Source organism: Rathayibacter sp. PhB152, assembly GCF_003751395.1.
GTDB lineage: Bacteria > Actinomycetota > Actinomycetes > Actinomycetales > Microbacteriaceae > Rathayibacter > Rathayibacter festucae.
This window is the reverse complement of the sequence record NZ_RJUT01000008.1, coordinates 14,198-37,664: the sequence shown is the minus strand read 5'-3', so window position 1 is coordinate 37,664 and position 23,467 is coordinate 14,198. Positions and strand designations below refer to the sequence as shown.

The window sequence follows — 23,467 nt, the reverse complement described above, 5'->3', positions numbered from 1 at the left end:
GGACGAGTGGCGAGGGTGAAGGCCGGCTCCGGCGCTCGGACGATGCGCGGCACCGCGGCGCATCCGCCCCTCGCGGACAGCGGGCCCGTCGTGGCCCCCGCCGCCCTCCGGCGCTCTCTCGGCGACACGGCCGAGGCCCTCTTCCCGCTCGTCCTCGACGCCGCAGCGCTCGCGCGGCGCGAGGTCGGCGGCCCCGAGCTGCTCGAGCGCTTCGCGGCCTGGGGCGGCGACGGCGTCGTCGTCGCGGACACGGTCGGAACCGCGACGGGGGAGGAGCGGGTCGGCGCCTGGCTCGCCGGGCACCGCGACCGCGATCGGTTCCGGCTGCTCGGCCGCTTCGGCGGCTCCCCGTCCGCCGTCGCCTCCCCGCGCGCCCTGGTGACCCGCGTCGAGGAGTCGCTCCGGCGGCTCGGAGCCGAGCGACTCGACGTCCTCGCGGTCCGCCCCGACGGTGCCGGCCGGCTCGACCAGCTGCTCAGCGCCGTCGAGGTGCTGCTCGCCCGCGGGCTCGTCGGCACCGCCGTCGCCTCGGGGTTCGCCGCCGAGGAGCTCTTCGAGGCGCGCGTGCTCGCCGGCCACGGCCACCCGCGGTTCGCCGGCGTCGAGCTGCCCTACAGCCTGCTCGACAGCACCCGGGCGGACGGCGACCTCGGTCTGGTCGCGGCCGGCCAGGGTCTCTCGCTGCTCTGCACGGCGCCGCTCGCGCACGGCTTCCTCGACGGCGTCGAGCGAGGCCGCCGGCAGCTCGGCCGGCTCCCCGACGGCGTCCTCGCCGCCGCCCACGTCGGGCGGCGCGGGCGGCGCGTGCTGGTCGCCCTCGACGCCATCGGCGCCGAGCTCTCGGCCACCCCGGCCGCCGTCGCACTGGCCTGGCTGCTCTCCCGGCCGGGAGTGACCGCGGCTGCGGTCGCCCCACGCTCTCCGGCCGACGTCGACGCCGTGGTGCGCGCCGTCTCGCTCGAGCTCGACGCCGGGCACCTGGCGGCGCTGGAGCGCGCCCGCCGCTGACGGGTCGCGCAGGGATCATCCGGTGCAGGTGGCCTAGGCTGTGCCGGATGAACCACGGTGTCGCACTCCCTCTCGAACAGCCGGAGACGACCATCGGGGCCGCCGGCGGCTCGCTCGTCCGCCGGACCGTCCTCTCGAGCGGTGTCCGCATCCTCAGCGAGGCGATGCCCGGGGCCCGCAGCGCGACGATCGGCTTCTGGGTCGCAGCCGGCTCCCGCGACGAGGCGCCCGCCCTGCCCGCGGTCGACGGCCGTCCCGCCGTGCCGTCCAACTTCGGCTCCACGCACTTCCTCGAGCACCTGCTCTTCAAGGGCACGGGCACCCGGTCGGCGCTCGACATCGCGGTCGCCTTCGACTCGGTCGGCGGCGAGCACAACGCGCTGACCGCCAAGGAGTACACCTGCTACTACGCCAAGGTGCAGGACCGCGATCTGCCGATGGCGGTCGAGGTCATCGGCGACATGGTCACGTCGAGCCTGCTCGACCCGGCCGAGTTCGAGACCGAGCGGGGCGTCATCCTCGAGGAGCTCGCGATGGCCGACGACGACCCGGCCGACGTCGCCAGCGAGCGGCTCTTCGAGGCCGTCTTCGGCGAGCACCCGCTCGGGCGCCCGATCGGCGGCACCCCCGCCATCATCGGCGAGGCCACCCGGGACGCCGTCTGGGCGCACTACCGCGCCGCCTACCGCCCGCGCGACCTCGTCGTCACGGTCGCGGGAGCGGTCGACCACGAGGTGCTCGTCGCGCAGCTCGAGCGCGTCCTCGCCGCCGACGGCTGGGACCTCAGCACCCCGTCCGCGCCGGTCGAGCGCCGCGTCGGCGGCTCGGCCGTCTTCACCCGCGGCACCGCCCTCTCGATCACCCACCGCCCGACCGAGCAGGCGAACCTGCTGATCGGCTTCCCCGGCCTGGCCGCCGCGGACGACCGGCGGATGACGATGGGCGTGCTCAACTCCATCCTTGGCGGCGGCATGTCCTCGCGCCTCTTCCAGGAGGTGCGCGAGAAGCGCGGCCTGGCCTACTCCGTCTACTCGTTCGCCCCGTCCTACTCCGACGCGGGCCTCTTCGGCCTCTACGCGGCCTGCACGCCGTCGAAGGCGGGCACCGTCGCCGAGCTGCTGCTGGCCGAGTTCACGCGGCTGGCCGAGCACGGCGTCACCGCCGACGAGCTCGCCCGCGCCCGCGGCCAGCTCTCCGGCGCGGCAGCGCTCGCCCTGGAGGACTCGGACACCCGGATGTCGCGGCTCGGCCGCTCCGAGCTGACCTTCGGCGAGTTCGTCGACCTCGACGAGAGCCTGCGCCGACTCGCCCTCGTCGGCGCGGAGGACGTCCAGGCACTCGCGGCAGACTTGGCCCGGGGGCCGTCGTCGATCTCGGCCGTCGGAGCGGTCGACGAGTCGACCTTCGCCGGCATCGCCGAGATCGAGACCACTCCCGCGGCCTGACCCGCTCCGAGAACACCCGCTGACCGCGCACCGTCGCGCCGCACCAGGGAGGACCTCCGTGTCCCACTACATCTACCTCGTCCGCCACGGCGAGCAGCAGGACGCCGAGCACGGCATGCCCGACGGGCCGCTGTCGGCCCGCGGCGAGCGCCAGGCCCGGCTCATCGCCGAGCGGCTCGGCGGCGTCCCCTTCACCGGGGCGTGGCACTCGCCGCTGCGCCGGGCGGAGGAGACCGCCGCACGCTTTCAGGCGGTCCTGCCGGGGCTGTCGATCGAGCCGTCCTCGCTGCTGTTCGACTGCATCCCCTCCGGCCCGACCCCGGACATGCCGCGCGCCTTCGAGCCCTTCTTCGGCAGCGTCACCCCGGCCGAGATCGACGCCGGGCACGCGCAGATGCAGGACGCCGTGGCCGAGTTCCTCGCCCCGTCCCGCGAGGACCGCCACGACCTGCTCATCACGCACAACTTCGTCATCGGCTGGTTCGTCCGGCACGTGTTCGACGCCCCGGACTGGCGCTGGCTCGGCGTGAACCAGGCGAACTGCGGCCTGACGATCATCCGCGTCCGCTCCCGCAAGCCCCCGGTCCTCGTCGTCCACAACGACCTCGCCCACCTCCCCGTCGAGCTGCGCACCGGCCTCCCCGAGGCCCAGTCCTACTGACCCCCGCGACGGCGGCGAGGAAGCTGCGCTGCTCGCCCCTCAAGGACGTCGGTCTCGATACGCCCCTCCGGGGCTACTCGACCAGCAGGGGAAGAGGCCCCTCCGGGACTACTCGACCAGCAGGGGTCGCGCTGCATGCTGATCGAGTAGCTCGCGCAGCGGGCGTATCGAGATCCACCGCCACCAGCAGCCCCGCGTCAGCCGCGGTCGTTAGGCTGGCCGGGTGACCACCTCCGTCGCCGTCGTCGGTGCAACCGGCAAACTCGGCTCCCTCACCTGCTCGCTCCTCGAGGCCTCGGAGGAGTTCGACCTCGTCGCCCGGCTCGGCTCGCGCAGCGACCCGCGCGAGATGCTCGCGGCGGACGTCGTCGTGGACATGACGCTCCCCGCCGTCAGCCAGCAGATCGTCGACCTCGCCGTCGCGAACGGCAGGAAGGTGCTCGTCGGCACCTCCGGCTGGACCGGCGATCGCATCGCGGCGCTCCGCCGCAGCGTCGACGCGCAGCCCGGCGCCGGCGTCGTGATCATCCCCAACTTCTCGCTCGGCTCGGTGCTCGCGACCGCGCTGTCCACCGTCGCGGCGCGCTTCTTCGACGCGGTCGAGATCGTCGAGACCCACGGCGCGCGCAAGGTCGACTCGCCCTCCGGCACCGCCGTGCGCACCGCCGAGCTGCTGCTCCGCGCGCGCGCCGAGCTGGGCCCCGTCCAGGCGCCGCACACCGACCAGCGCGCCCGCGGCCAGCAGGTGGCGAGCATCCCGGTGCACAGCCTGCGCCTGCCCGGGGTCGAGGCGCGCCAGGAGGTGGTCTTCGGCGGCACCGGCGAGACGGTCACGATCCGCCACGACACCACGTCCTCCGCGTCCTACGAGGCCGGCATCCTCCGTGCCCTCGACGCCGTCCGCAGCACCACCGGCGTGGTCGTCGGCCTCGACGCGCTGATCGACCTCCGCGCCGCCTTCGACGCCGCACCCCTGGCCGAGCAGGTCCGCGACGAGCCGGCGATCAGCGACGACGCGCCCTCCGGCCAGGCCGCGGCCGCCACGAGCGCCCCGTGACGACCCGCATCGGCGTCGGCCTGATGGCCGTCCTCCTCGCGCTCTACCTCTTCGTCTGCCTGCAGTACTCGTACGTCGCCTTCGCCGCCGGAACGGTGCCGGGCATCGTGATGGGCGTCGGCCTGCTCGTCCTCGGCGGGGTCGGCGTCTGGGGTCTCGTGCGCGAGATCTCCTTCGGCGTCCGGGCCGAGAAGCTGGCCCGGCGCCTCGAGTCCGAGGACGCCCTGCCCTCCGAGGTCCTCGAATCCAGCGCGACCGGCCGAATCGACCGGACCGAGGCCGACGCGCTGTTCCCGCGCTACGCGGCCGATGTCGACGAGGACCCCGAGAGCTGGCGTGCCTGGTACCGGCTCGGCCTCGCCTACGACGCGAGCGGTGACCGCAAGCGCGCCCGCGGGGCGATCCGCCGCTCGATCGCCCTGGAGCGCGAGCGGCCCGCCTGATCGGCGGCGCTCAGTCCGCCAGCACCGCCTGCAGCGCCTCGGCGACCTTGCGGTGCCGGAAGACGAAGCCGTCGTCGAGCAGCCGCTGCGGCACCAGCCGCTGGCTCGAGAGCAGCAGCTCGTGCCCCGCGTCGCGCAGTGCGAGCTCGATGATCTTCTCGGGGACGGGCAGCTTGAACGGCCGGTGCAGCAGCTCGGCCAGGGTGCTCATGACCTCGTTCGCCGTCGCGGCCTCGGGCCCCGCGAGGTTGACCGGGCCGGACAGCGACGAGGTCAGCAGGTGCCGGATCGCGGCGGCCTCGTCGTAGTGGCTGATCCACGGCCAGTACTGCTGTCCGCCGCCCAGCGGGCCGCTCAGTCCCAGCTTCGTCAGCGGCAGCAGCGGCTTCAGCGCGCCGCCGTTCCCGAGCACGAGCCCGGTGCGCACCGTCACGACGCGCGCGGTCTCGGGAGCGAGCAGCGCCGCCTGCTCCCAGCGCTCGACGACGTCGGCGAGGAAGCCCTCGCCGCGGGGGGACTCCTCCGTCAGCTCCTCGCCCGGCCGGTCGCCGTAGTAGCCGACGGCCGAGGCGTTCAGCAGGATCGACGGGGGAGTGGACGCCATCCGCATCGCGTCGGTGATGGTCTGCGTGGCCTGCACCCGCGAATCGAGGATCTCGCGCTTGTACGAGGAGGTCCACGGGAGGCGGCTGATCGAGGCGCCCGAGAGGTTGATCACGGCGTCGACGCGGTCGAGCACGCTGAAGTCGAGCATGTGCGAGGCGGGCGCCCAGTGGAACTCGTCCGGGCTGGTCGGGGCGTGGCGGACCAGGCGGAAGATCTCGTGCCCGTCCGAGCGGAGCTGGCGCACCAGCTCCGAGCCGATCATGCCGCTCGCCCCGGAGATCAGGACCCGCAGGCGCTTCGGAGCCGCGTGCTCCTCCTGTGCGCGGGTCGCCGTGTCCTGCGCCTCGCCGGGCGGCACGGCAGGCCGCGGTGACGCCGTGTGGGTCGAGCGCCGGGGGGAGTCGCCGGCGCCGCCGGTGCCGTCCTGGTCCGAGTGCCGTGCGGTCGATTCGCTCATGGTGCCTCCCGAGGCCCGTCGCGGGCCGCCCGCGAAGCGGGATTCAGCCTAGGGCCTCAGGCCCGGGAGCCGGCCGTGCGGCCGAGGACCCCGGCGCGCACCAGGAGCAGGTAGAGCTCGCAGCCCAGGCAGAGGCCGAACGCCGCGTTGAGGAAGGCGGCGAGGAAGGCGATCGCGGCGGCGACGGGGACCGCGCCCGGCACTCCGGCGAGGTGCAGGACGACTCCCGCGGCGGTGACGAGCAGCCCGACCAGCTGGGCGAAGCGCGGCGGGCGGGCGTCCTCCCACTCCGTCGGCGGAGCGAGGCGGGGCCGGAGGAGGCGGCGGAAGACGACCGCCCAGGGCCCCGAGCCGACACCGCGGGAGGCCGACCAGGCGAACAGCGCCGCGAGGACCGCCAGCAGCAGGAAGCCGGGCTGGACGAGCCGGGCGACGGAGTCCGCCGGCACCGGCGCCGCGAGCCCGAGCCCCACGGTCGCGAGCAGCAGCACGGCGGTGACGGAGGCGGCGAAGCGCGGTCCACGCGGATCGACGGAGTCGGCGGGCGGGGCGGTGGTCATGCTGTCTCCAGTCGGTCGAGCTCGGCGAGGACGACGGCGCGGGCCGGAGCGCCGGCGATGCGGCTGCGGGCCACGCCGTCGGCGTCGAGCACGAGCAGGGTCGGGGTCTGCAGGATGCGGAAGCGGTCGGCCAGGTCCGCCCGGCGGGTCAGGTCGACGTCGAGGTGCACGACGCCGTCGCGACCGGCGGACACGTCGGCGAGCATCCGGTGCACCGCCGGGCAGCGGGCGCAGTACTCGGTGGAGAACTGCACGATCGTCGCTCGCGGGCCGAGGACCGCGCCGTCGACCAGCGCGGCCGGATCGATGCGCTCGGCGGAGGCGGCGGGCCGGGCGCGGACACGCCCGGCCGCGCGCCGCCGGAGCAGCCCGAGGGCGGTTCCGAGCGCGACGAGACCGAGCAGGGCGGCCGCGATCTGAAGAGGGTCCACGCGATCACGGTAGGCGCCGGCGTCCCTGCACGCCCGTTCATTGCGCTCTGCGTCGACGGACCGTGCTCTATCGTCGAAGCCGTGACCGAGCAGAGCGAACCCGACAGCCCCGTTTTCCGCTCCGATGTCGTGGTCGAGCTCGTCCGCTCCAGTGCCCACGACTCCGACGTGCTCTTCGCCGCCCGCGTCTCGACGCAGGGCGAGAAGACCCTCGCCGGCGCCCTCGACGAGGAGTCGGCCGACAGCGAGCTGCAGGGCAAGCGCGACCGCGGCCTGATCAACTACCTGATGCGCGACCGCCACGGCTCGCCCTTCGAGCACAACTCGATGACCTTCTACGTGCAGGCGCCGATCTTCGTCTTCCGCGAGTTCATGCGGCACCGCATCGCCTCCTACAACGAGGAGTCGGGCCGCTACCGCGAGCTCCGCCCCGTCTTCTACGTGCCCGGCCCGCAGCGCAACCTCGTCCAGGTCGGCAAGCCCGGCGCCTACTCCTTCGAGCCCGGCACCCCCGAGCAGACGGAGCTCGTCGTCGCCGAGACGCGCCGCGCCAGCACCCAGGCCTTCGAGGCGTACCAGCGGATGCTCGGCGAGGGCGTCGCCCGAGAGGTCGCCCGCATCGTTCTGCCGCTCAACATCTACTCCTCGATGTACGTGACGCTGAACGCCCGCTCGCTGATGAACTTCCTCTCCCTGCGCACCAAGCGCGAGGACTCGACGTTCCCCTCCTTCCCGCAGCGCGAGATCGAGATGGCGGCCGAGCAGATGGAGCAGCACTTCGAGCAGCTCATGCCCCTCACCGCCGCCGCCTTCACCGCGAACGGCCGCGTCGCCCCCTAGCAGCGTCCCTGCCCGCACTCCCCGCGCCCGTCCGCTCTGCAGGTGCTTCTCCGCTGTGCAGGTGCTCGTCCGATCTGCAGGCGATCCGACGACGAAGCCGCCTCGAGCCGCGCGAGTAGGCCCGGGCGGGCCGGGATCGCCTGCACATCGCACCACTCCCCGCGAAAGCGTCCCCCTCCACAGGAGCCGTGGCGGCAAATTGTCCACCGATCGCAGTGTGCGCCGCCCGCGCGCCCTTCCTGCGCGGCCACGCTCTCCCTGTGCGCGCGTCCTCCGGCTCCGTCCTCCGCGCCGGAGGCCTGGTGAAGACCGAGCAGTTCCTCCGCGAGGGCTCCTCCGCACGCGAGCTCCGCGAGGCGGTGAAGACCGGAGCGCTCCTCCGCGTCCGGAAGGGCTGGTACGCCCTTCCCGGAGTCGACACCGGAATCGAGCGCGCCTTCCGCGTCGGCGGGGCCCTCGCCTGCGCGAACGCCGCCGTCGCGCACGGGCTCTGGGTCCCGCGCTTCCGCGGCCTGCACGTCGCCGTCGGTGCCCACACCTCACGACTCCGTGATCCGGACCGTCACGCCGTCCGGCTCTCCCATGATCCCGACGTCGTCGTCCACTGGTCGAAGGAGGCACCGCGACCCTCCGCGCTGGTCCAGGCGCTCGAGGACTGCGTCGTCGAGGCGGCGGCCTGCCAGGGCGCCGAGTTCGCCTTCGTCCTCCTGGAATCGGCGCTGCACCGGCGGCTCCTCGACTCCGCAGGCCGAGCGCGGATCCTGGCTCGGCTGCCGACGACGCTCCGGCGGCTCCTCCGCCGGGCCGGTTCGTCCTCCGAGAGCGGGCTGGAGTCAATGGTCGCCTTCCGGCTGCGAACTCTCGGGATCGCCTTCCGCCAGCAGGTGCGCATCGGCCGCCGGCGCATCGACTTCCTGCTCGGCGAGGTGCTCGCCCTCGAGGTGGACGGTGCTGCGTTCCACGATCCCGAGCACGACAACCGGCGCGATGTCGAGCTCGGCCTGCTCGGCTACCGCGTCCGCCACTACCGCACCTCCCTCGTCCTCGATGACCGGCCCTTCATGGAGGCCGACATCCTCGCCGCCCTCTCCCGCGGGGATCACGTCCGCACCTGACTCCGTCCGTCTGCGCACGGCGCGGATCCGTTCGATCTGCAGGTGTTCGGTTCCCCGTCGAGGTCTCCGGCGCGGTTGAAGACCCGTTCGGCTCGGAGACTCCTGCAGATCGAACGAGAGCCCGCAGACCCGGCCGGCACCCGCGGATCAGAACGCCACGAGCCCGCGGCCGCCGACCCGTTACCCTGGGCTCGTGTCAACTCCGGAGAATCCTTTCGGCCAGGTCCTGGTCGCCCTGGTCACCCCGTTCACCGCCGACGGCGAGGTCGACTGGCCCGGCGTCGAGAAGCACATCGACGACTGCATCGCGAAGGGCGCCGACGGCATCGTCGTCACCGGCACCACCGGCGAGACCAGCACCCTCACCGACCCGGAGAAGATCCGGCTCGTCGAGGTCGGCAAGTCCGTCGCCGCGGGACGCGCGAAGATCATCACCGGCGGCGGCTCGAACGAGACCGCGCACGCGATGCAGCTCGCCCGCCAGAGCGAGAAGGCCGGCGCCGACGGCAACATGATCGTCACGCCGTACTACAACAAGCCCACCCAGGCCGGCATCCTCACGCACTTCCGGATGATCGCCGACGCGACCGACCTCCCGGTCATCCTCTACGACATCCCCGGCCGCACCGGCGTGCCCATCCGCTACGAGACGATCCTCCGCGCGGCCAAGCACCCCAACATCCTCGCCGTGAAGGACGCCAAGGGCGATCTCTCCGAGGTCAGCCGCGTCCTCAACCAGACCGACCTGATGTACTTCTGCGGCGACGACGCCAACGTCCTGCCCGAGCTGGCCATCGGCGCCACCGGCCTGATCGGCGTCACCGCCAACATCGCCGCCTCGCCCTACCGCACCATCGTCGACGCCGTGAACTCCGGCGACCTCAGGGCCGCCACCCTCGCCCACCAGCAGCTCGAGCCGCTCGTGCGCGCGGTGATGACGCACGTCCCCGGCACCGTCGCGGCGAAGTACATCCTGCACGGCCTCGGCCGCATCTCCTCGCCCCGCGTGCGCCTGCCGCTGGTCGGCCCCGAGGAGTCGGAGGCCGCCCTGATCGAGGACGAGCTCGGCCTCGTCCGCGACATCCCCGGTGTCGACTTCCGCAACTTCCGGCCCGACCGCAACGCCGCCGCGGGCGGCGCGCTGCCGAAGGTCGCCGGCACCACACGCTGACGCCGCACGAGCGGCACGGACGACTCCCGACCGAGGAAGAGGAGGGCGCATGCCCAGTCCCGTGATCACTCCTGCCGCGCTCGAGGCGGGCACGCTGCGGATCATCCCGCTCGGCGGCCTCGGCGAGATCGGCCGCAACATGACGGTCTTCGAGATCGACGGCAAGATCCTCGTGGTCGACTGCGGCGTGCTCTTCCCGGAGGAGAACCAGCCGGGCGTGGACCTGATCCTCCCCGACTTCACCCCGATCAAGGACCGCCTCGAGGACATCGTCGGCGTCGTGCTGACCCACGGCCACGAGGACCACATCGGTGCCGTCCCCTACCTCCTCAAGCTCAAGCGGGACATCCCGCTGATCGGCTCGACCCTGACGCTCGCGCTGGTCGAGGCGAAGCTGAAGGAGCACCGGATCAAGCCCTACACGCTGACGGTGAAGGAGGGCGACGTCGAGAACCTCGGCCCCTTCGAGCTCGAGTTCGTGGCGGTCAACCACTCCATCCCGGACGCGCTCGCCGTCGCGATCATCACCGACGCGGGCTCCGTGCTGCACACCGGCGACTTCAAGATGGACCAGCTCCCGCTCGACGGGCGCATCACCGATCTCCGCGCCTTCGCCCGCCTCGGCGAGGAGGGCATCGACCTGTTCATGGTCGACTCGACCAACGCCGACGTGCCCGGCTTCACGCCGAACGAGCGCGACATCGGCCCGGTCATCGAGAGCGTGATCGCGAAGGCGACCCGCCGGGTCATCGTGGCGAGCTTCTCCAGCCACGTGCACCGCGTGCAGCAGGTGCTCGACGCCGCGCACGCCAACGGCCGCCGCGTGGCGCTGCTCGGCCGCTCGATGGTGCGCAACATGGGCATCGCCGCCACCCTGGGGTACCTCAAGGTGCCGGAGGGCGTGCTGATCGACGTCAAGAAGGCGGGCGACATCCCCGAGGACGAGATCGTCTACATGTCCACCGGCTCCCAGGGCGAGCCGATGGCGGTGCTCAGCCGGATGGCGAACCTCGACCACCAGATCCAGCCCGGCGAGGGCGACACCGTCATCCTCGCGTCGAGCCTCATCCCCGGCAACGAGAACGCCGTCTACCGCGTGATCAACGGCCTGACCAGGCTCGGCGCCACCGTCGTGCACAAGGGCAACGCGAAGGTGCACGTGTCGGGCCACGCCGCCGCCGGCGAGCTGATCTACTGCTACAACATCCTCAAGCCGCTCAACGTCCTGCCGGTGCACGGCGAGTACCGCCACCTCGTCGCGAACGCGAAGCTCGCGCAGGCCACCGGCATCGCGGAGGAGAACACGATCATCGCCGAGGACGGCACGGTGCTCGACCTCCGCGACGGCGTGGTGACCGTGGCCGGCCAGCTCGACCTCGGCTTCGTCTACGTCGACGGCTCGTCCGTCGGCGAGATCACCGACGCGGACCTCAAGGACCGCCGCATCCTCAGCGAGGAGGGCTTCATCTCGATCATCGTGGTCGTGGAGGCGGGCACCGGCCGGATCGTGGTCGGTCCCGAGATCCACGCCAAGGGCTTCGCGGAGGACGACAGCGTCTTCGACGACGTGAAGCCGCGCATCGCGAAGGCCCTCGAGGAGGCGGTGCAGAGCGGAGTCAGCGACCAGCACGCGCTCTCGCAGAGCATCCGCCGCGTCGTCGGCCGCTGGGTGAACACCACCTACCGGCGCCGCCCGATGATCCTCCCCCTGGTCATCGAGGCCTGACCCCCGGACGGAGTGCCCCCGACGCTCCGACCCGCTCCCGTACCGTCCCCCACCCCCGGGCACCCGTCCGCACCTCATGCCAGACCCGATCCCCCACGGAGACCGCGCATGGACCACTCGATCCGCCCCGCCCGCCGCGAGGACGCCCCCTTCCTCGCCGACATGCTCGTCGACGCGGCGAACTGGAACTGGACGTCGGCCCGCACCCGCATCGACGTCCTCGAGGAGGAGTCGACCCGCCGCTACGTCGCCGGCTGGCCCCGCCCCGGCGATCTGGGCTCGGTCGCCGAGACCGTCGACGGCGAGCGGATCGGCGCCTGCTGGTTCCGCCTCTTCAGCGCCGCCGCACCCGGCCGCGGCTTCGTCGCCGCGGGCGTGCCCGAGCTGACCCTCGGCGTGCGCCCGGTCTGGCGCGCGCAGGGCATCGGGCGTGGGCTGCTGCGCGCCGCACTGGACCAGGCGCGCGCCGCCGGCTACGCGCGCATCTCGCTCAACGTGTCGACGGACAACTTCGCCCGCCGGCTCTACCGGAGTGAGGGCTTCAGCGCGGTGGCCGACCGCGGCGACGCGGAGACGATGGTCGCGACGCTGCGCTGAGCAGGCGCGGTGCGGGCGCGGTGCGGGCCCCGCGCGGCCGCCGCCCTCCGGCGCGGGTCCGCGGCGATGACGGAGGCGGCGGGTACGGTGGCCCTATGGCGACGACTCCGAAGACGACCTCCCGCGCGAAGGCGAGCGCCCCCGCGCGCTCGAGCACTCCGCGCTCCGGCCGCGGCTCCGGGCGGGGATCGTCCGAGAAGAGCACGGTCGCGTTCAGCTCGACCCCGCGCACGAATCCGCTCGTCACCGTCTGGATGGCGCTGGCGCACCTGGCCGGCGGTGCCGCCCGCGCGCTCGGTCCGGAGCGCCTGGCGAAGGAGGAGCGCCGCGACGGCGTCCCCTTCCTGCTCCTGCTGCTCGCCGTCGCCGGCGCGGTGGTGGAGTGGTTCCTCGCGACCGACCCGGTCGCCCTCGTGCTGGACGCCTGGAGCTTCGGCGGCCTGTTCGGCCGCGTCGCCTACGTCCTCCCCGTGGTGCTGCTGCTCTTCTCGCTCTGGCTGTTCCGCCACCCGCGCTCGGTCGACGACAACGGCCGCATCGGCGTCGGCCTCGCCGTCCTGCTGATCTCCTCCGCCGGTCTCTGCCACGCGCACCTCGGCGCGCCGCAGCCGGGCTCGGGCATCGAGCAGATGGCCGCCGCCGGCGGTGTCCTCGGCTGGCTCGTCGGTGCGCCGCTCGTGGCGATCGCGACCGTGCCGGGCGCCACGGTGCTCCTCTCCCTGGTCGTCCTGCTCTCCCTCTTCATCATCACCAAGACCCCGCCGAACCGGATCGCCGCCCGCTCGCGCGAGCTCTACGGCTACCTCTTCGGCGCTCCCGTCCTCGACGACGAGGAGCGCGCGCGCCTCAAGGCGGAGAGGGCCGCGAGCAAGGCGGCTGCGAAGGCCGAGAGCGAGAAGGCCGACGACGAGCAGGAGGAGGGCGGCGAGCTGCCCTGGTGGCGCCGCACCGACTCCGGTCGCGAGGACGAGCCGACGGTCCAGGCCGAGCTGCCGATCGACGCGCTCGGCGACGAGGACGAGGCGCCGAAGGGCCGCAAGGGCCGGGGCCGCGCGAAGGGCTTCGACACCGCGCTCGAGGAGCCGGCGTCCGCCGAGCGGGACGAGCCGGCCGACCCGCCCACCCGCTCCTACGCCACCGAGGTGATCTCCGAGGCCGAGTCGGCCGAGGCCGCCCTGGCCCGCCACGATCAGAGCGCGACCACCCGCATCCCGCTGGGCGTGGTGGACGACGACGCGACGGGCGTGATCGCGCTCGACGACCTCGACGTCGCCCCCGCCGTCCCGCTGCCGCCGATGATCGAGACCGGTCCGATCGCCCCTGTCGTCGCCGACCCCACCGCCGACTTCGACTCCTCGTTCGAGGAGGAGACCCCCTACCGCCTGCCGTCCGCCTCCGCCCTCTCCACCGGTACGCCGTCGAAGGCGCGCTCGGCGGCGAACGACGAGATGGTCCGCGCGCTCACCGAGGTGCTCGAGCAGTTCAACGTCGACGCGACGGTCACCGGCTTCTCCCGCGGCCCGACGGTCACCCGCTACGAGATCGAGCTCGGCCCGGGCGTCAAGGTCGAGCGCGTCACGGCGCTGAGCAAGAACCTCTCCTACGCGGTCGCCAGCAACGAGGTGCGGATCCTCTCGCCGATCCCGGGCAAGAGCGCGATCGGCGTCGAGATCCCGAACACCGACCGCGAGATCGTCTCGCTCGGCGACGTCCTGCGCTCCGCCGCGTCGACGACGTCGACCCACCCGATGACGATCGGCGTCGGCAAGGACGTCGAGGGCGGCTACGTGGTGGCCAATCTCGCCAAGATGCCGCACCTCCTGGTCGCCGGCTCGACCGGCTCCGGCAAGTCCAGCTTCGTGAACTCGATGATCACGAGCCTGCTGATGCGGGCGAGCCCGCAGGACGTCCGGATGGTGCTGATCGACCCCAAGCGCGTCGAGCTCACGATCTATGGCGGCGTCCCGCACCTGATCACGCCCATCATCACGAACCCCAAGAAGGCCGCCGAGGCACTCCAGTGGGTCGTGAAGGAGATGGACATGCGGTACGACGACCTCGCGTCGTTCGGCTACCGGCACATCGACGACTTCAACGCGGCGGTGCGCAGCGGCGAGATCAAGCTCCCCGCGGGCAGCAACCGCGTCCTCCGGCCCTACCCCTACCTCCTGGTGGTCGTCGACGAGCTCGCCGACCTGATGATGGTCGCCCCGCGCGACGTCGAGGACTCCATCGTCCGCATCACTCAGCTGGCCCGCGCCTCCGGCATCCACCTCGTGCTCGCCACCCAGCGGCCGAGCGTCGACGTGGTCACCGGACTCATCAAGGCCAATGTGCCGAGCCGGCTCGCCTTCGCCGTGACGAGCGTCACCGACTCGCGGGTCATCCTCGACCAGCCGGGCGCCGACAAGCTCATCGGCCAGGGCGACGGGCTGTTCCTGCCGATGGGCACGAACAAGCCGATGCGCGTCCAGGGTGCCTGGGTCCGCGAAGAGGAGATCGCCAAGGTCGTCGAGCACGTCACCCGGCAGGCCCAGCCCGAGTACCGCCAGGACATCACGGTCCAGGCGCAGCGCAAGGAGATCGACTCCGACATCGGCGACGACCTCGAGCTGCTGATGGCTGCGGCCGAGCTCGTGGTCAGCACGCAGTTCGGCTCGACCTCGATGCTGCAGCGCAAGCTCCGCGTCGGCTTCGCGAAGGCGGGCCGCCTGATGGACCTGCTCGAGTCCCGCGAGGTCGTCGGCCCCTCCGAGGGGTCGAAGGCGCGCGACGTGCTGGTGACCGCCGAGCAGCTGCCGGGTGTCCTCTCGCGGATGCGCGGCGAGGAGCCCGGCGAGCACTCCGCCGCGCCGTCGCCGACCGCACCCGACGCCTACGCCGATCCGCTGGCGGAGCCCTCGGGCCCGGTCGCGACCGACTACCACGACGACGACGAGGGCTCCCACGACGACGCCTGGGCGCTCACGGGGCGCGACTGAGCGATGACCACGCCGACCACGCCGCCGAATCGACCGATCACGAGGAACGGCTCAGACCGATGACCAGCCCCACCGCGCACGCCGACGCCGCCCCGAGCAACTGGAACCTGCCCAACGCGATCACCGTGGTGCGCATCCTGCTCGCTCCGGTGTTCTTCTGGCTGCTCCTGGCCGACGGCGGCGAGGACGGCGGGGTGCGCATCGCGGCCGCGCTGCTCTTCATCGTCGCGATCGCGACCGACGGCATCGACGGCCACATCGCGCGCAGCCGCGGGCTGGTCACCGACCTCGGCAAGCTGCTCGACCCGATCGCGGACAAGGTGCTCACCGGTGCCGCGCTGGTCGGCCTCTCGATCCTCGCCGAGCTGCCCTGGTGGGTCACGATCGTCATCCTGGTCCGCGAGATCGGCATCACCGTCTTCCGGATGGCCGTCCTCTCGGACCGAGTGATCCCCGCCTCTCGCGGCGGCAAGCTGAAGACGATCGTGCAGTCCGTCGCGATCTCGCTCGCGCTCCTGCCGCTCTGGACCTTCCTCGGCGAGTGGGTGCACTGGCTGAACGGCATCACGATGACAGCCGCGGTCGTCCTCACCGTCGTGACCGGCATCGACTACCTCGCCGACGCGGCGCGCCAGAGTCGCGCGGCCCGCGGGCGCCGATGAGCGCCGAGGAGCTGCTGCAGGCACTCGCGGAGCGCGGTCTCGCGCTGGCGGTCGCGGAGTCGCTGACGGGCGGGGCGCTGAGCTCCGCCCTGGTCGAGGTGCCCGGCGCGTCCGCCGTCTACCGCGGGGGAGTGGTGTCCTACGCCACTGATCTGAAGCACCGCCTGCTCGGGGTCGACGCGGAGCTCCTGGCGCAGGAGGGACCCGTCCACCCCGTGGTCGCCGTGCAGATGGCGCGCGGCGTCGCCCGGCAGCTCGGCGAGGCCGGCGCGCGGACCGTCGGCGTCGCGACGACGGGGGTCGCGGGCCCGGAGCCGCAGGGCGGAGCGGCCGTCGGCACCGTGTTCGTCGCGGCGGTCCTGGGCGAGGCCGAGCTCGTGCGCGAGCACCGCTTCGACGGCGGGCGGCCCGAGATCCGCGCCGCGTCCGTCGCCGCGGCACTCGATCTGGCCGGCGAGCTCGCGGCCTCGGCCGTGTGACGTCCGAGAGTCCCCGAACCGCCTCGGAATCGTGGAATGCGCAGGGTTTCGGCCGGGTTACATCTGACGTCGCTCACACGCAAAGTCCAGTCATCCGGTATTAGAGTCGACTCACACGAGCCGGGTAGTGAACAGCTATCCGGCTCTCTCGTACACATCCCCTTCGAATCCGATGCTCCGGCATTCCTCGAAGCGGTGCGCGAGAAGCGGTTGACGTGGAGAAGGAGGGTCCAGTGGTTCTAGTTCGTCAGGAGATCGGCGATGTCCTCAGGGACTTTCGCCTGCAGAAAGGTCGCACCCTGCGCCAGGTGGCGAGCAAGGCGAGTGTCGCTCTCGGCTACCTCAGCGAGGTCGAGCGCGGTCAGAAGGAGGCGTCGTCCGAGATCCTCGCCTCGGTGGCCGATGCGCTCGACACCCCGATCTCGGTGATCATGCGCGAGGTCGGCGACCGTCTCGCAGTCATCGAGGGGATCGACACGATCCCCGACACCATCCCGGCCGACATGGTCGCCGGATTCGACGCGGACCTCGTCTCGCAGTAGCGGACCCGTCCTCTTCCCACCCACCGCACCGCACCTCGCGAAGGGCGCCCGAGCTCCGGCTCCGGCGCCCTTCGTCGTTCCCGGAGACGCACCCGCCCGCACCCTCCGGGCTTCCGCCCCGGTTCGGCTTGTTACCGTGGACGCATGCGCCTGAGCGAGTTCCAGCAGCTGGTCGACGACGAGTTCGGCGACGCGTACGCGCGCGTCCTCGTCTCCGACCTCGTGCTGACCGAGCTCGGCGGGAGGACGGCCCAGAAGGCCCTCCGCGACGGCGCGGAGCCTCGAGAGGTCTGGATCGCGCTGTGCCGCGCCAACGACGTCCCCGAGGGCCGCTGGCACGGGATCGACCCGGCGAAGCGCCGGCACTGACGCCGAGCGGCTCCCGCGGTCGCCTGCCGCCCGAAGTCGTGTTCGACACGCCGGGCGCGCCACCCTCGAATCCCTGTTCGAACGGGTCTAAGCTCCTCACCAGAAGCAGGATCGCCTCCGTCTCCACAGAAGCGGTCCGGCTCGGCGCCGATGTCGGTGGTCGGGCCTACCGTCGACATCAGTCACACGGACTGCTTCACCGCCTTGTCGCAACCGGCCGGGACCGCATTCAGGGGCACTCGCCCGCGAACGGCTCCGGTACGACACGACAGCCTGTAGGCGATACCACCACGACACGAGAGCGAGACGGCCATGCCCAGTTCCTCAGACCGCGAGAAGTCCCTCGAGACCGCACTCGCCCAGATCGACCGCCAGTTCGGCAAGGGCGCCGTCATGCGCCTGGGCAGCGATGACCGCGCCCCCGTCGAGGTGATCCAGACCGGCTCGATCGCGCTCGACGTCGCGCTCGGGATCGGCGGACTCCCGCGCGGCCGCATCGTCGAGATCTACGGCCCCGAGTCCTCGGGAAAGACCACGCTGACCCTGCACGCGATCGCCAACGCCCAGCGCAACGGCGGCATCGCGGCCTTCATCGACGCGGAGCACGCGCTCGACCCGGAGTACGCCAAGAAGCTCGGCGTCGACATCGACTCGCTCCTGGTCTCGCAGCCGGACACGGGCGAGCAGGCGCTCGAGATCGCCGACATGCTCGTGCGCTCCGGCTCCATCGATCTCATCGTCATCGACTCCGTCGCGGCCCTCGTGCCCCGCGCTGAGATCGAGGGCGAGATGGGCGACTCGCACGTCGGCCTCCAGGCCCGCCTGATGTCGCAGGCCCTCCGCAAGCTCACCGGTGGCCTCAACACCACGAACACCACGATGATCTTCATCAACCAGCTCCGCGAGAAGATCGGCGTCTTCTTCGGCAGCCCCGAGACCACCGCGGGCGGCAAGGCGCTGAAGTTCTACGCGTCGGTCCGCCTCGACATCCGCCGCATCGAGACCCTCAAGGACGGCACCGACGCGGTCGGAAACCGCACCCGCGTCAAGGTCGTCAAGAACAAGATGGCGCCGCCGTTCAAGCAGGCCGAGTTCGACATCCTCTACGGCATCGGCATCTCCCGCGAGGGCAGCCTGATCGACTTCGGTGTCGAGCACGAGATCGTCCGCAAGTCGGGCGCCTGGTACACCTACGACGGCGACCAGCTCGGCCAGGGCAAGGAGAAGGCGCGCCAGTTCCTCATCGACAACCCGGACATCGCGGCCGAGATCGAGAAGCGCATCCTGATCAAGCTCGGCGTCGTCGCCGACCCGAACGCCGTGGTCGACGCCGCCCCGGTCGCGATCGAGACGAAGCAGCCGGTCCGCGAGACCAAGCCGCCCGTCCGCAAGGGCGCGTAGCCCGTGGGGGAGAAGGCTGCGGAGGGGGCACAGGGTCGGCCCGTGGCCTTCCTCCCCTGGGTGAAGGACGACGGGGCGGCCGCCGAGGCGGTCGAGCCCGCCGTCGACGCGATCGCAGAGCTCTCGGCGCACGTCGCACGGCGGGACGCAGCGCCCTCGAGGGCTCCGGGCCGGTCGTCCCGATCGGACGACTCCGCGGCGGACGTCGCAGAGGACGACTCCCCGGAGGAGGACTCCTTCGCGGAGGATCTCCCCGAGGAGCCCGACCCCGAGCAGATCGCCGACCGCATCGTCCGCGGCCTGTCGCGCAAGAGCCTCTCGGTCGCCGAGGTCGAGGCGCGCCTCTACACCGAGGGAGTCGCCGAGAAGGACGCGATCGACATCCTCGAGCGCTTCACCCGCTTCGGCTACCTCGACGACTACAAGATGGCGGAGTCGCTGGTCATCCAGCTGCGCGAGCGCAAGAAGCTCGGGCGCTCGTCGATCATGCAGGAGCTGCGCGCCCGCAAGCTCGACCCGGACGCGATCGCGACGGCGCTCGACGAGCTCGACGGCGACGACGAGTACCGCACGGCGATGGAGCTCGCGCGCAAGCGCCTGCCGAGCCTGCGGTCGCTCTCCGACGAGGTCGCTGAGCGCCGCCTCTCCGGGTTCCTCGCGCGACGGGGCTACTCCGGCGCACTGGTCCAGCGCGTCGTCCGCGAGACGGTGCGCAAGCCCGGCTCGAGCGTCCGCTTCCGCTGAGCCACCGTGCCGCCCGGTCGCCGAGAGGCGGCCGGAGCGGCGCGTAGAATCGCACACCATGAGCACGCTCGGTCCGGTCACCTCTCCCCTCGTCGATGCGCGGCCGAGGACCTACGAGGTCCGCACCTTCGGCTGCCAGATGAACGTCCACGACTCCGAGCGGCTGAGCGGCTCGCTCGAGGCGGCCGGCTACGTCTCGGCCGACGGCGCCGAAGCCGACATCGTCGTCATCAACACCTGCGCGGTCCGCGAGAACGCGGACAACAAGCTCTACGGCAACCTCGGCCACCTCGCCTCGGTCAAGCGCCGGCACGAGGGGATGCAGATCGCCGTCGGCGGCTGCCTCGCGCAGAAGGACAAGAACGTCATCCTCGAGAAGGCTCCGTGGGTCGACGTCGTCTTCGGGACGCACAACATGGGGGCGCTGCCGAGACTGCTCGAGCGGGCCCGGCACAACGACGAGGCCCAGCTCGAGATCCTCGAGTCGCTCGACGTCTTCCCCTCGACGCTGCCGACCAAGCGCGACTCGACGTACAGCGGCTGGGTCTCCATCTCCGTCGGCTGCAACAACACCTGCACCTTCTGCATCGTCCCCGCCCTGCGCGGCAAGGAGAAGGACCGCCGTCCCGGCGACGTGCTCGCCGAGATCCAGGCGCTCGTCGACGACGGCGCGATCGAGGTGACCCTCCTCGGCCAGAACGTGAACTCCTACGGCGTCGAGTTCGGCGACCGGCAGGCGTTCTCGAAGCTGCTCCGCGCCGCGGGCACGATCCAGGGCCTCGAGCGGATCCGCTTCACCAGCCCGCACCCGGCCGCCTTCACCGATGACGTCATCGACGCGATGGCCGAGACGCCGGCCGTCATGCCGCAGCTGCACATGCCGCTGCAGTCCGGTTCCGACCGCATCCTCAAGGCGATGCGCCGCTCCTACCGCTCCGAGCGCTTCCTCGGGATCCTCGACCGCGTCCGCGACCGGATCCCGCACGCGGCGATCAGCACCGACATCATCGTCGGCTTCCCCGGTGAGACCGAGGCCGACTTCCAGGAGACCCTCCGTGTGGTCGAGGCGGCCCGCTTCGCCTCCGCCTTCACCTTCCAGTACTCCGTCCGCCCGGGGACGCCCGCGGCGACGCTGCCCGACCAGATCCCGAAGGCGGTCGTCCAGGAGCGCTTCGAGCGCCTGGCCGCGCTGCAGGACTCGATCAGCGAGAGCGAGAACCGCACGGTCGTCGGCCGCCGGGTCGAGGTGCTCGTCGCGACCGGCGAAGGCCGCCGCGACAGCACGACGCACCGCCTCAGCGGCCGCGCCGAGGACAGCCGCCTGGTGCACTTCGACGTGCCCGCCGGCTCCGAGCAGCCGCGCCCGGGCGACGTCGTCAGCGTCGAGGTCACCCGCGCCGCACCCTTCTACCTGATCGCCGACTCGACCGACGGTGCTCCGCTTCAGGTCCGCCGCACCCGCGCCGGCGACGCCTGGGACCGCGCGCAGGCGGAGTCGTGCGGAGTCCCCGCGGCTCCGGGCGCCAGCGGCGCACCGAAGGTCTCGCTCGGCCTGCCGTCGCTCCGCCTCCGCCCGATCACGCCGGTCGCGCCGGAGACGCTGACCACGCCGATCTACGACGCCCTCGATGGCGAGCGCTGAGCGGGCGGCGCCCGCCCTCCTCACCGTCGTCGGCGCCACGGGCACCGGCAAGTCCGACCTCTCGCTCGCCCTCGCCGCCGCGATCCGCGCGTCCGGCGGTGCCGCGGAGGTCGTCAACGCCGACGCGATGCAGCTCTACCGCGGCATGGACATCGGGACCGCGAAGCTCCCGCCGGAGGACCGCCAGGGCGTTCCGCACCACCTGCTCGACGTCCTCGACGTCACCGAGGACGCCTCCGTCGCCCGGTACCAGCGCGAGGCCCGCGCGGTGATCGACGGTGTCCTGGCGCGCGGCGCGACCCCGATCCTCGTCGGCGGCTCCGGTCTGTACGTCTCGAGCGTGATCTTCGAGTTCTCCTTCGCCGGCACTGACCCGGCCGTCCGGCGCTCACTGGAGCAGACCGCCGAGCGCGAGGGGCCGGCCGTGCTCTTCGAGCGGCTCCGCGCCGTCGACGCCGAGGTCGCCTCACGGATCGGGCCGCACAACGTCCGCCGGATCGTGCGCGCCCTCGAGATCACCGAGCTCACCGGCTCGCCGAACAGCGCTCTGATGTCCGACACTCCCGTCCCGTGGCGCCCGAGCACGGTCCTCGCGCTGTCCGCGCCGCGGGACGTCCTCGTCGAGCGGCTCGACCGCCGCGTCGAGCGGATGTGGGCGGGCGGCATGCTCGAGGAGGTCGAGCGCCTCGTGCCGCTCGGCATCGAGCGCGGCGTCACCGCCAGCCGCGCCATCGGCTACGCGCAGGCGCTGGCGCAGCGCTCGGGCGAGCTGACGGAGGCGGAGGCGATCGCCGCCACCCAGGCGCTCACCCGCCGCTACGCCCGGCGGCAGAACAGCTGGTTCCGCCGCTACCAGGCGGCGCACTGGCTGCCCTTCGACGCTCCGGACCTCCTCGAGCAGGCGCTCGCCCTCGCCCAGGTCGGCGCTCCAGCGCCTCGCTAGGCTGATCGGCATGACGATCGAGCTGCACTTCACCAAGGGCCAGGGCACCGGCAACGACTTCGTGCTCTTCAGCGACCCGGACGGTGAGGTCGACCTCTCGCCCGCGCAGATCGCGATGATCTGCGACCGGCACTTCGGCGTCGGCGCCGACGGCATCATCCGCGCGGTCCGCTCCCGCTCCCTCGCCGACGGCGCCGCCGCCCTCGAGCAGGAGCCGGAGGCGGAGTGGTTCATGGACTACCGCAACGCCGACGGCTCGATCGCCGAGATGTGCGGCAACGGCATCCGCGTCTACGCGGCGTTCCTGCTCGCCGGCGGTCTCGCGGCGCTCGAGCAGGGAGACACCCTCCCCATCGGCACGCGCGCCGGGGTCCGCGACGTCACCCGCAGCGGTGCCGGCTTCCAGGTCGACCTCGGCCGCTGGGAGCTGGCCGGCGGCGAGCCGCTCGTCCGGGCCAAGGAGCTGAAGGTTCCCCGTCCCGGTCTCGGGCTCGACCTCGGCAACCCGCACATCGTCGTCGCCCTGAGCAACGACGAGGAGCTCGACGAGGCCGACCTCAGCTACATCCCGCAGATCGAGCCGGAGCCGGCCGACGGGGCGAACGTCGAGTTCGTCGTGCCGGGCGAGCCGCTGGTGCACGACGGCATCGGCCGGATCCGGATGCGTGTCCACGAGCGCGGCAGCGGCGAGACGCTCAGCTGCGGCACGGGCGCCGCCGCGGCGGCCCTCGCCGTGCGCTACTGGGCCGGAGCGCGCGCTCCGCAGTCCTGGCGCGTGGAGGTGCCCGGCGGCACGCTGGGCGTGACCATGTTCCCGACCGAGGAGGGCGAGCACGTCGGCCTGTCCGGCCCGGCCGACCTCGTCTACACCGGCACGATCCGGATCGACTAGCTCGGGATCGCTCGATCGGTCGACCGGCGCGGCGCCGATCCGCTCCGGCGAGCCCGCCCGATACCTGCGATCAGGCGGTGCGCGTGGTGCGGATGACGCGGAAGCCCTTGGCCGAGGAGATCCGGTCGACCTCGAGCCGGCCCTCGAACGTCTCGGTCAGCCAGGTCAGCAGGGAGTCGGCGCCGAGGTTGCGCTGGACGACGAGCCACGCCTCCGCGTCCGCCTCGAGGCGCGGCAGCCAGCGCTCGAGCAGCGCGTGCAGCTCGGCCTTGCCGACCCGGATCGGCGGGTTCGACCAGACGGCGGCGAAGCGGACGTCCTCGGGAACATCCTCGGGCAGCACGGCGTTGACATTGGTGACACCGAGATCTGCGCAGTTGCGGCGGACGAGCTCGAGCGCCCGCTGGTTGACGTCGACCGCCCACACCCGGGCGTCGGGGGAGCCGAGCGCCAGGGCGAGCGAGATCGGTCCCCAGCCGCAGCCGAGGTCCAGGAGGTCTCCGCTCGCGGGGGCGTCGGGGACCGCGTCCAGCAGGACCCGGGTGCCCAGATCGACGTGGCCGGGGCTGAACACCCCGCCCGCAGTCGTGACCTCGAGGTCGCGGCCGGCGATCCGGGCGCTGATCCTCCGGGGTCGGAGGTCGCCGTCGGGAGTGCTGGTGAAGTAGTGCTCGGCGGCCATGAGAAGTGAACTT

At 72.4% G+C, this 23,467-nt stretch carries 24 protein-coding genes; 20 read left to right on the top strand and 4 right to left on the bottom strand.

Going from position 1 to position 23,467, the window contains the following annotated elements:
• Window positions 1-15 precede the first annotated feature (15 nt).
• From EDF36_RS17370 to EDF36_RS17350, 5 genes are all read left to right on the top strand, one after another.
• Entirely contained in the window at window positions 16-1,008 is a 993-nt protein-coding gene (locus tag EDF36_RS17370) for an aldo/keto reductase (RefSeq protein WP_123733953.1), read from the top strand.
• A 47-nt stretch (window positions 1,009-1,055) separates the two neighbouring features.
• Window positions 1,056-2,453, top strand: coding sequence for a pitrilysin family protein (locus tag EDF36_RS17365; protein ID WP_123733952.1), 1,398 nt, complete (start codon window positions 1,056-1,058; stop codon window positions 2,451-2,453).
• 58 nt (window positions 2,454-2,511) lie between these two features.
• On the top strand, window positions 2,512-3,114 hold the full coding sequence (locus EDF36_RS17360) for a histidine phosphatase family protein (RefSeq protein ID WP_123447881.1): 603 nt from the start codon (window positions 2,512-2,514) through the stop codon (window positions 3,112-3,114).
• A gap of 223 nt (window positions 3,115-3,337) precedes the next feature.
• Entirely contained in the window at window positions 3,338-4,171 is an 834-nt protein-coding gene (gene dapB / locus EDF36_RS17355; protein ID WP_123733951.1) for a 4-hydroxy-tetrahydrodipicolinate reductase, read from the top strand.
• Complete coding sequence (locus EDF36_RS17350) at window positions 4,168-4,614, top strand: hypothetical protein (RefSeq protein WP_123733950.1); 447 nt, start codon at window positions 4,168-4,170, stop codon at window positions 4,612-4,614. Before dapB ends, EDF36_RS17350 begins: the two co-directional genes overlap by 4 nt.
• A 10-nt stretch (window positions 4,615-4,624) precedes the next feature.
• On the opposite strand, the gene EDF36_RS17345 is transcribed toward EDF36_RS17350, so the two are convergent.
• Genes EDF36_RS17345 through EDF36_RS17335 form a run of 3 tightly spaced genes read right to left on the bottom strand, consistent with a single transcriptional unit; the run spans window position 4,625 to window position 6,668 of the window.
• Window positions 4,625-5,677: a TIGR01777 family oxidoreductase gene (locus tag EDF36_RS17345; protein ID WP_123733949.1), complete on the bottom strand. Its 1,053-nt coding sequence runs from the start codon at window positions 5,675-5,677 to the stop codon at window positions 4,625-4,627.
• Window positions 5,678-5,733: 56 nt separating this feature from the next.
• Window positions 5,734-6,237 (bottom strand): DUF4395 domain-containing protein, encoded by a 504-nt coding sequence (locus EDF36_RS17340; protein WP_123733948.1) that lies wholly within the window; start codon window positions 6,235-6,237, stop codon window positions 5,734-5,736.
• Window positions 6,234-6,668 (bottom strand): thioredoxin family protein, encoded by a 435-nt coding sequence (locus tag EDF36_RS17335; RefSeq protein ID WP_123733947.1) that lies wholly within the window; start codon window positions 6,666-6,668, stop codon window positions 6,234-6,236. Before EDF36_RS17335 ends, EDF36_RS17340 begins: the two co-directional genes overlap by 4 nt.
• A gap of 81 nt (window positions 6,669-6,749) precedes the next feature.
• On the opposite strand from EDF36_RS17335, the gene thyX reads away from it, so the two are divergent.
• From thyX to dapF, 15 genes are all read left to right on the top strand, one after another.
• Window positions 6,750-7,508 (top strand): FAD-dependent thymidylate synthase, encoded by a 759-nt coding sequence (thyX, locus tag EDF36_RS17330; protein WP_123733946.1) that lies wholly within the window; start codon window positions 6,750-6,752, stop codon window positions 7,506-7,508.
• 260 nt (window positions 7,509-7,768) lie between these two features.
• On the top strand, window positions 7,769-8,623 hold the full coding sequence (locus EDF36_RS17325; protein WP_148060086.1) for a DUF559 domain-containing protein: 855 nt from the start codon (window positions 7,769-7,771) through the stop codon (window positions 8,621-8,623).
• A 193-nt stretch (window positions 8,624-8,816) separates the two neighbouring features.
• Complete coding sequence (gene dapA, locus EDF36_RS17320; RefSeq protein ID WP_123704963.1) at window positions 8,817-9,794, top strand: 4-hydroxy-tetrahydrodipicolinate synthase; 978 nt, start codon at window positions 8,817-8,819, stop codon at window positions 9,792-9,794.
• 49 nt (window positions 9,795-9,843) lie between these two features.
• Entirely contained in the window at window positions 9,844-11,520 is a 1,677-nt protein-coding gene (locus tag EDF36_RS17315; RefSeq protein ID WP_123733944.1) for a ribonuclease J, read from the top strand.
• Between the two features lie 108 nt (window positions 11,521-11,628).
• Window positions 11,629-12,117, top strand: a complete 489-nt coding sequence (locus tag EDF36_RS17310) for a GNAT family N-acetyltransferase (protein WP_123733943.1) — start codon at window positions 11,629-11,631, stop codon at window positions 12,115-12,117.
• A gap of 95 nt (window positions 12,118-12,212) precedes the next feature.
• A complete protein-coding gene (locus tag EDF36_RS17305; RefSeq protein WP_123733942.1) occupies window positions 12,213-15,098 on the top strand; it encodes a DNA translocase FtsK in 2,886 nt (961 codons plus the stop codon).
• Window positions 15,099-15,157: 59 nt separating this feature from the next.
• Complete coding sequence (gene pgsA / locus EDF36_RS17300; RefSeq protein WP_123704954.1) at window positions 15,158-15,760, top strand: CDP-diacylglycerol--glycerol-3-phosphate 3-phosphatidyltransferase; 603 nt, start codon at window positions 15,158-15,160, stop codon at window positions 15,758-15,760.
• Complete coding sequence (locus tag EDF36_RS17295; protein ID WP_123733941.1) at window positions 15,757-16,239, top strand: CinA family protein; 483 nt, start codon at window positions 15,757-15,759, stop codon at window positions 16,237-16,239. Before pgsA ends, EDF36_RS17295 begins: the two co-directional genes overlap by 4 nt.
• Before the next feature lie 233 nt (window positions 16,240-16,472).
• Window positions 16,473-16,781 carry a helix-turn-helix domain-containing protein gene (locus EDF36_RS17290; protein ID WP_123704950.1) on the top strand — a complete coding sequence of 103 codons (309 nt, stop codon included), beginning with the start codon at window positions 16,473-16,475 and terminating at the stop codon, window positions 16,779-16,781.
• Window positions 16,782-16,925: 144 nt separating this feature from the next.
• Window positions 16,926-17,150 carry a DUF3046 domain-containing protein gene (locus EDF36_RS17285; protein ID WP_123444531.1) on the top strand — a complete coding sequence of 75 codons (225 nt, stop codon included), beginning with the start codon at window positions 16,926-16,928 and terminating at the stop codon, window positions 17,148-17,150.
• Between the two features lie 312 nt (window positions 17,151-17,462).
• The gene (recA, locus tag EDF36_RS17280) at window positions 17,463-18,551 is read left to right on the top strand and encodes a recombinase RecA (protein ID WP_123444530.1); all 1,089 of its coding nucleotides are present in this window, start codon (window positions 17,463-17,465) and stop codon (window positions 18,549-18,551) included.
• A gap of 42 nt (window positions 18,552-18,593) precedes the next feature.
• Window positions 18,594-19,295 carry a regulatory protein RecX gene (locus tag EDF36_RS17275; protein WP_166674191.1) on the top strand — a complete coding sequence of 234 codons (702 nt, stop codon included), beginning with the start codon at window positions 18,594-18,596 and terminating at the stop codon, window positions 19,293-19,295.
• A gap of 58 nt (window positions 19,296-19,353) precedes the next feature.
• Entirely contained in the window at window positions 19,354-20,937 is a 1,584-nt protein-coding gene (miaB, locus tag EDF36_RS17270) for a tRNA (N6-isopentenyl adenosine(37)-C2)-methylthiotransferase MiaB (protein ID WP_123733939.1), read from the top strand.
• A complete protein-coding gene (gene miaA / locus EDF36_RS17265) occupies window positions 20,924-21,880 on the top strand; it encodes a tRNA (adenosine(37)-N6)-dimethylallyltransferase MiaA (protein ID WP_123733938.1) in 957 nt (318 codons plus the stop codon). The genes miaB and miaA overlap by 14 nt, the downstream gene beginning before the upstream one ends.
• 10 nt (window positions 21,881-21,890) lie before the next feature.
• Window positions 21,891-22,772 (top strand): diaminopimelate epimerase, encoded by an 882-nt coding sequence (gene dapF / locus EDF36_RS17260; protein WP_123733937.1) that lies wholly within the window; start codon window positions 21,891-21,893, stop codon window positions 22,770-22,772.
• Between the two features lie 70 nt (window positions 22,773-22,842).
• On the opposite strand, the gene EDF36_RS17255 is transcribed toward dapF, so the two are convergent.
• Entirely contained in the window at window positions 22,843-23,454 is a 612-nt protein-coding gene (locus tag EDF36_RS17255; protein ID WP_123733936.1) for a class I SAM-dependent methyltransferase, read from the bottom strand.
• Between the last annotated feature and the right edge of the window lie 13 nt (window positions 23,455-23,467).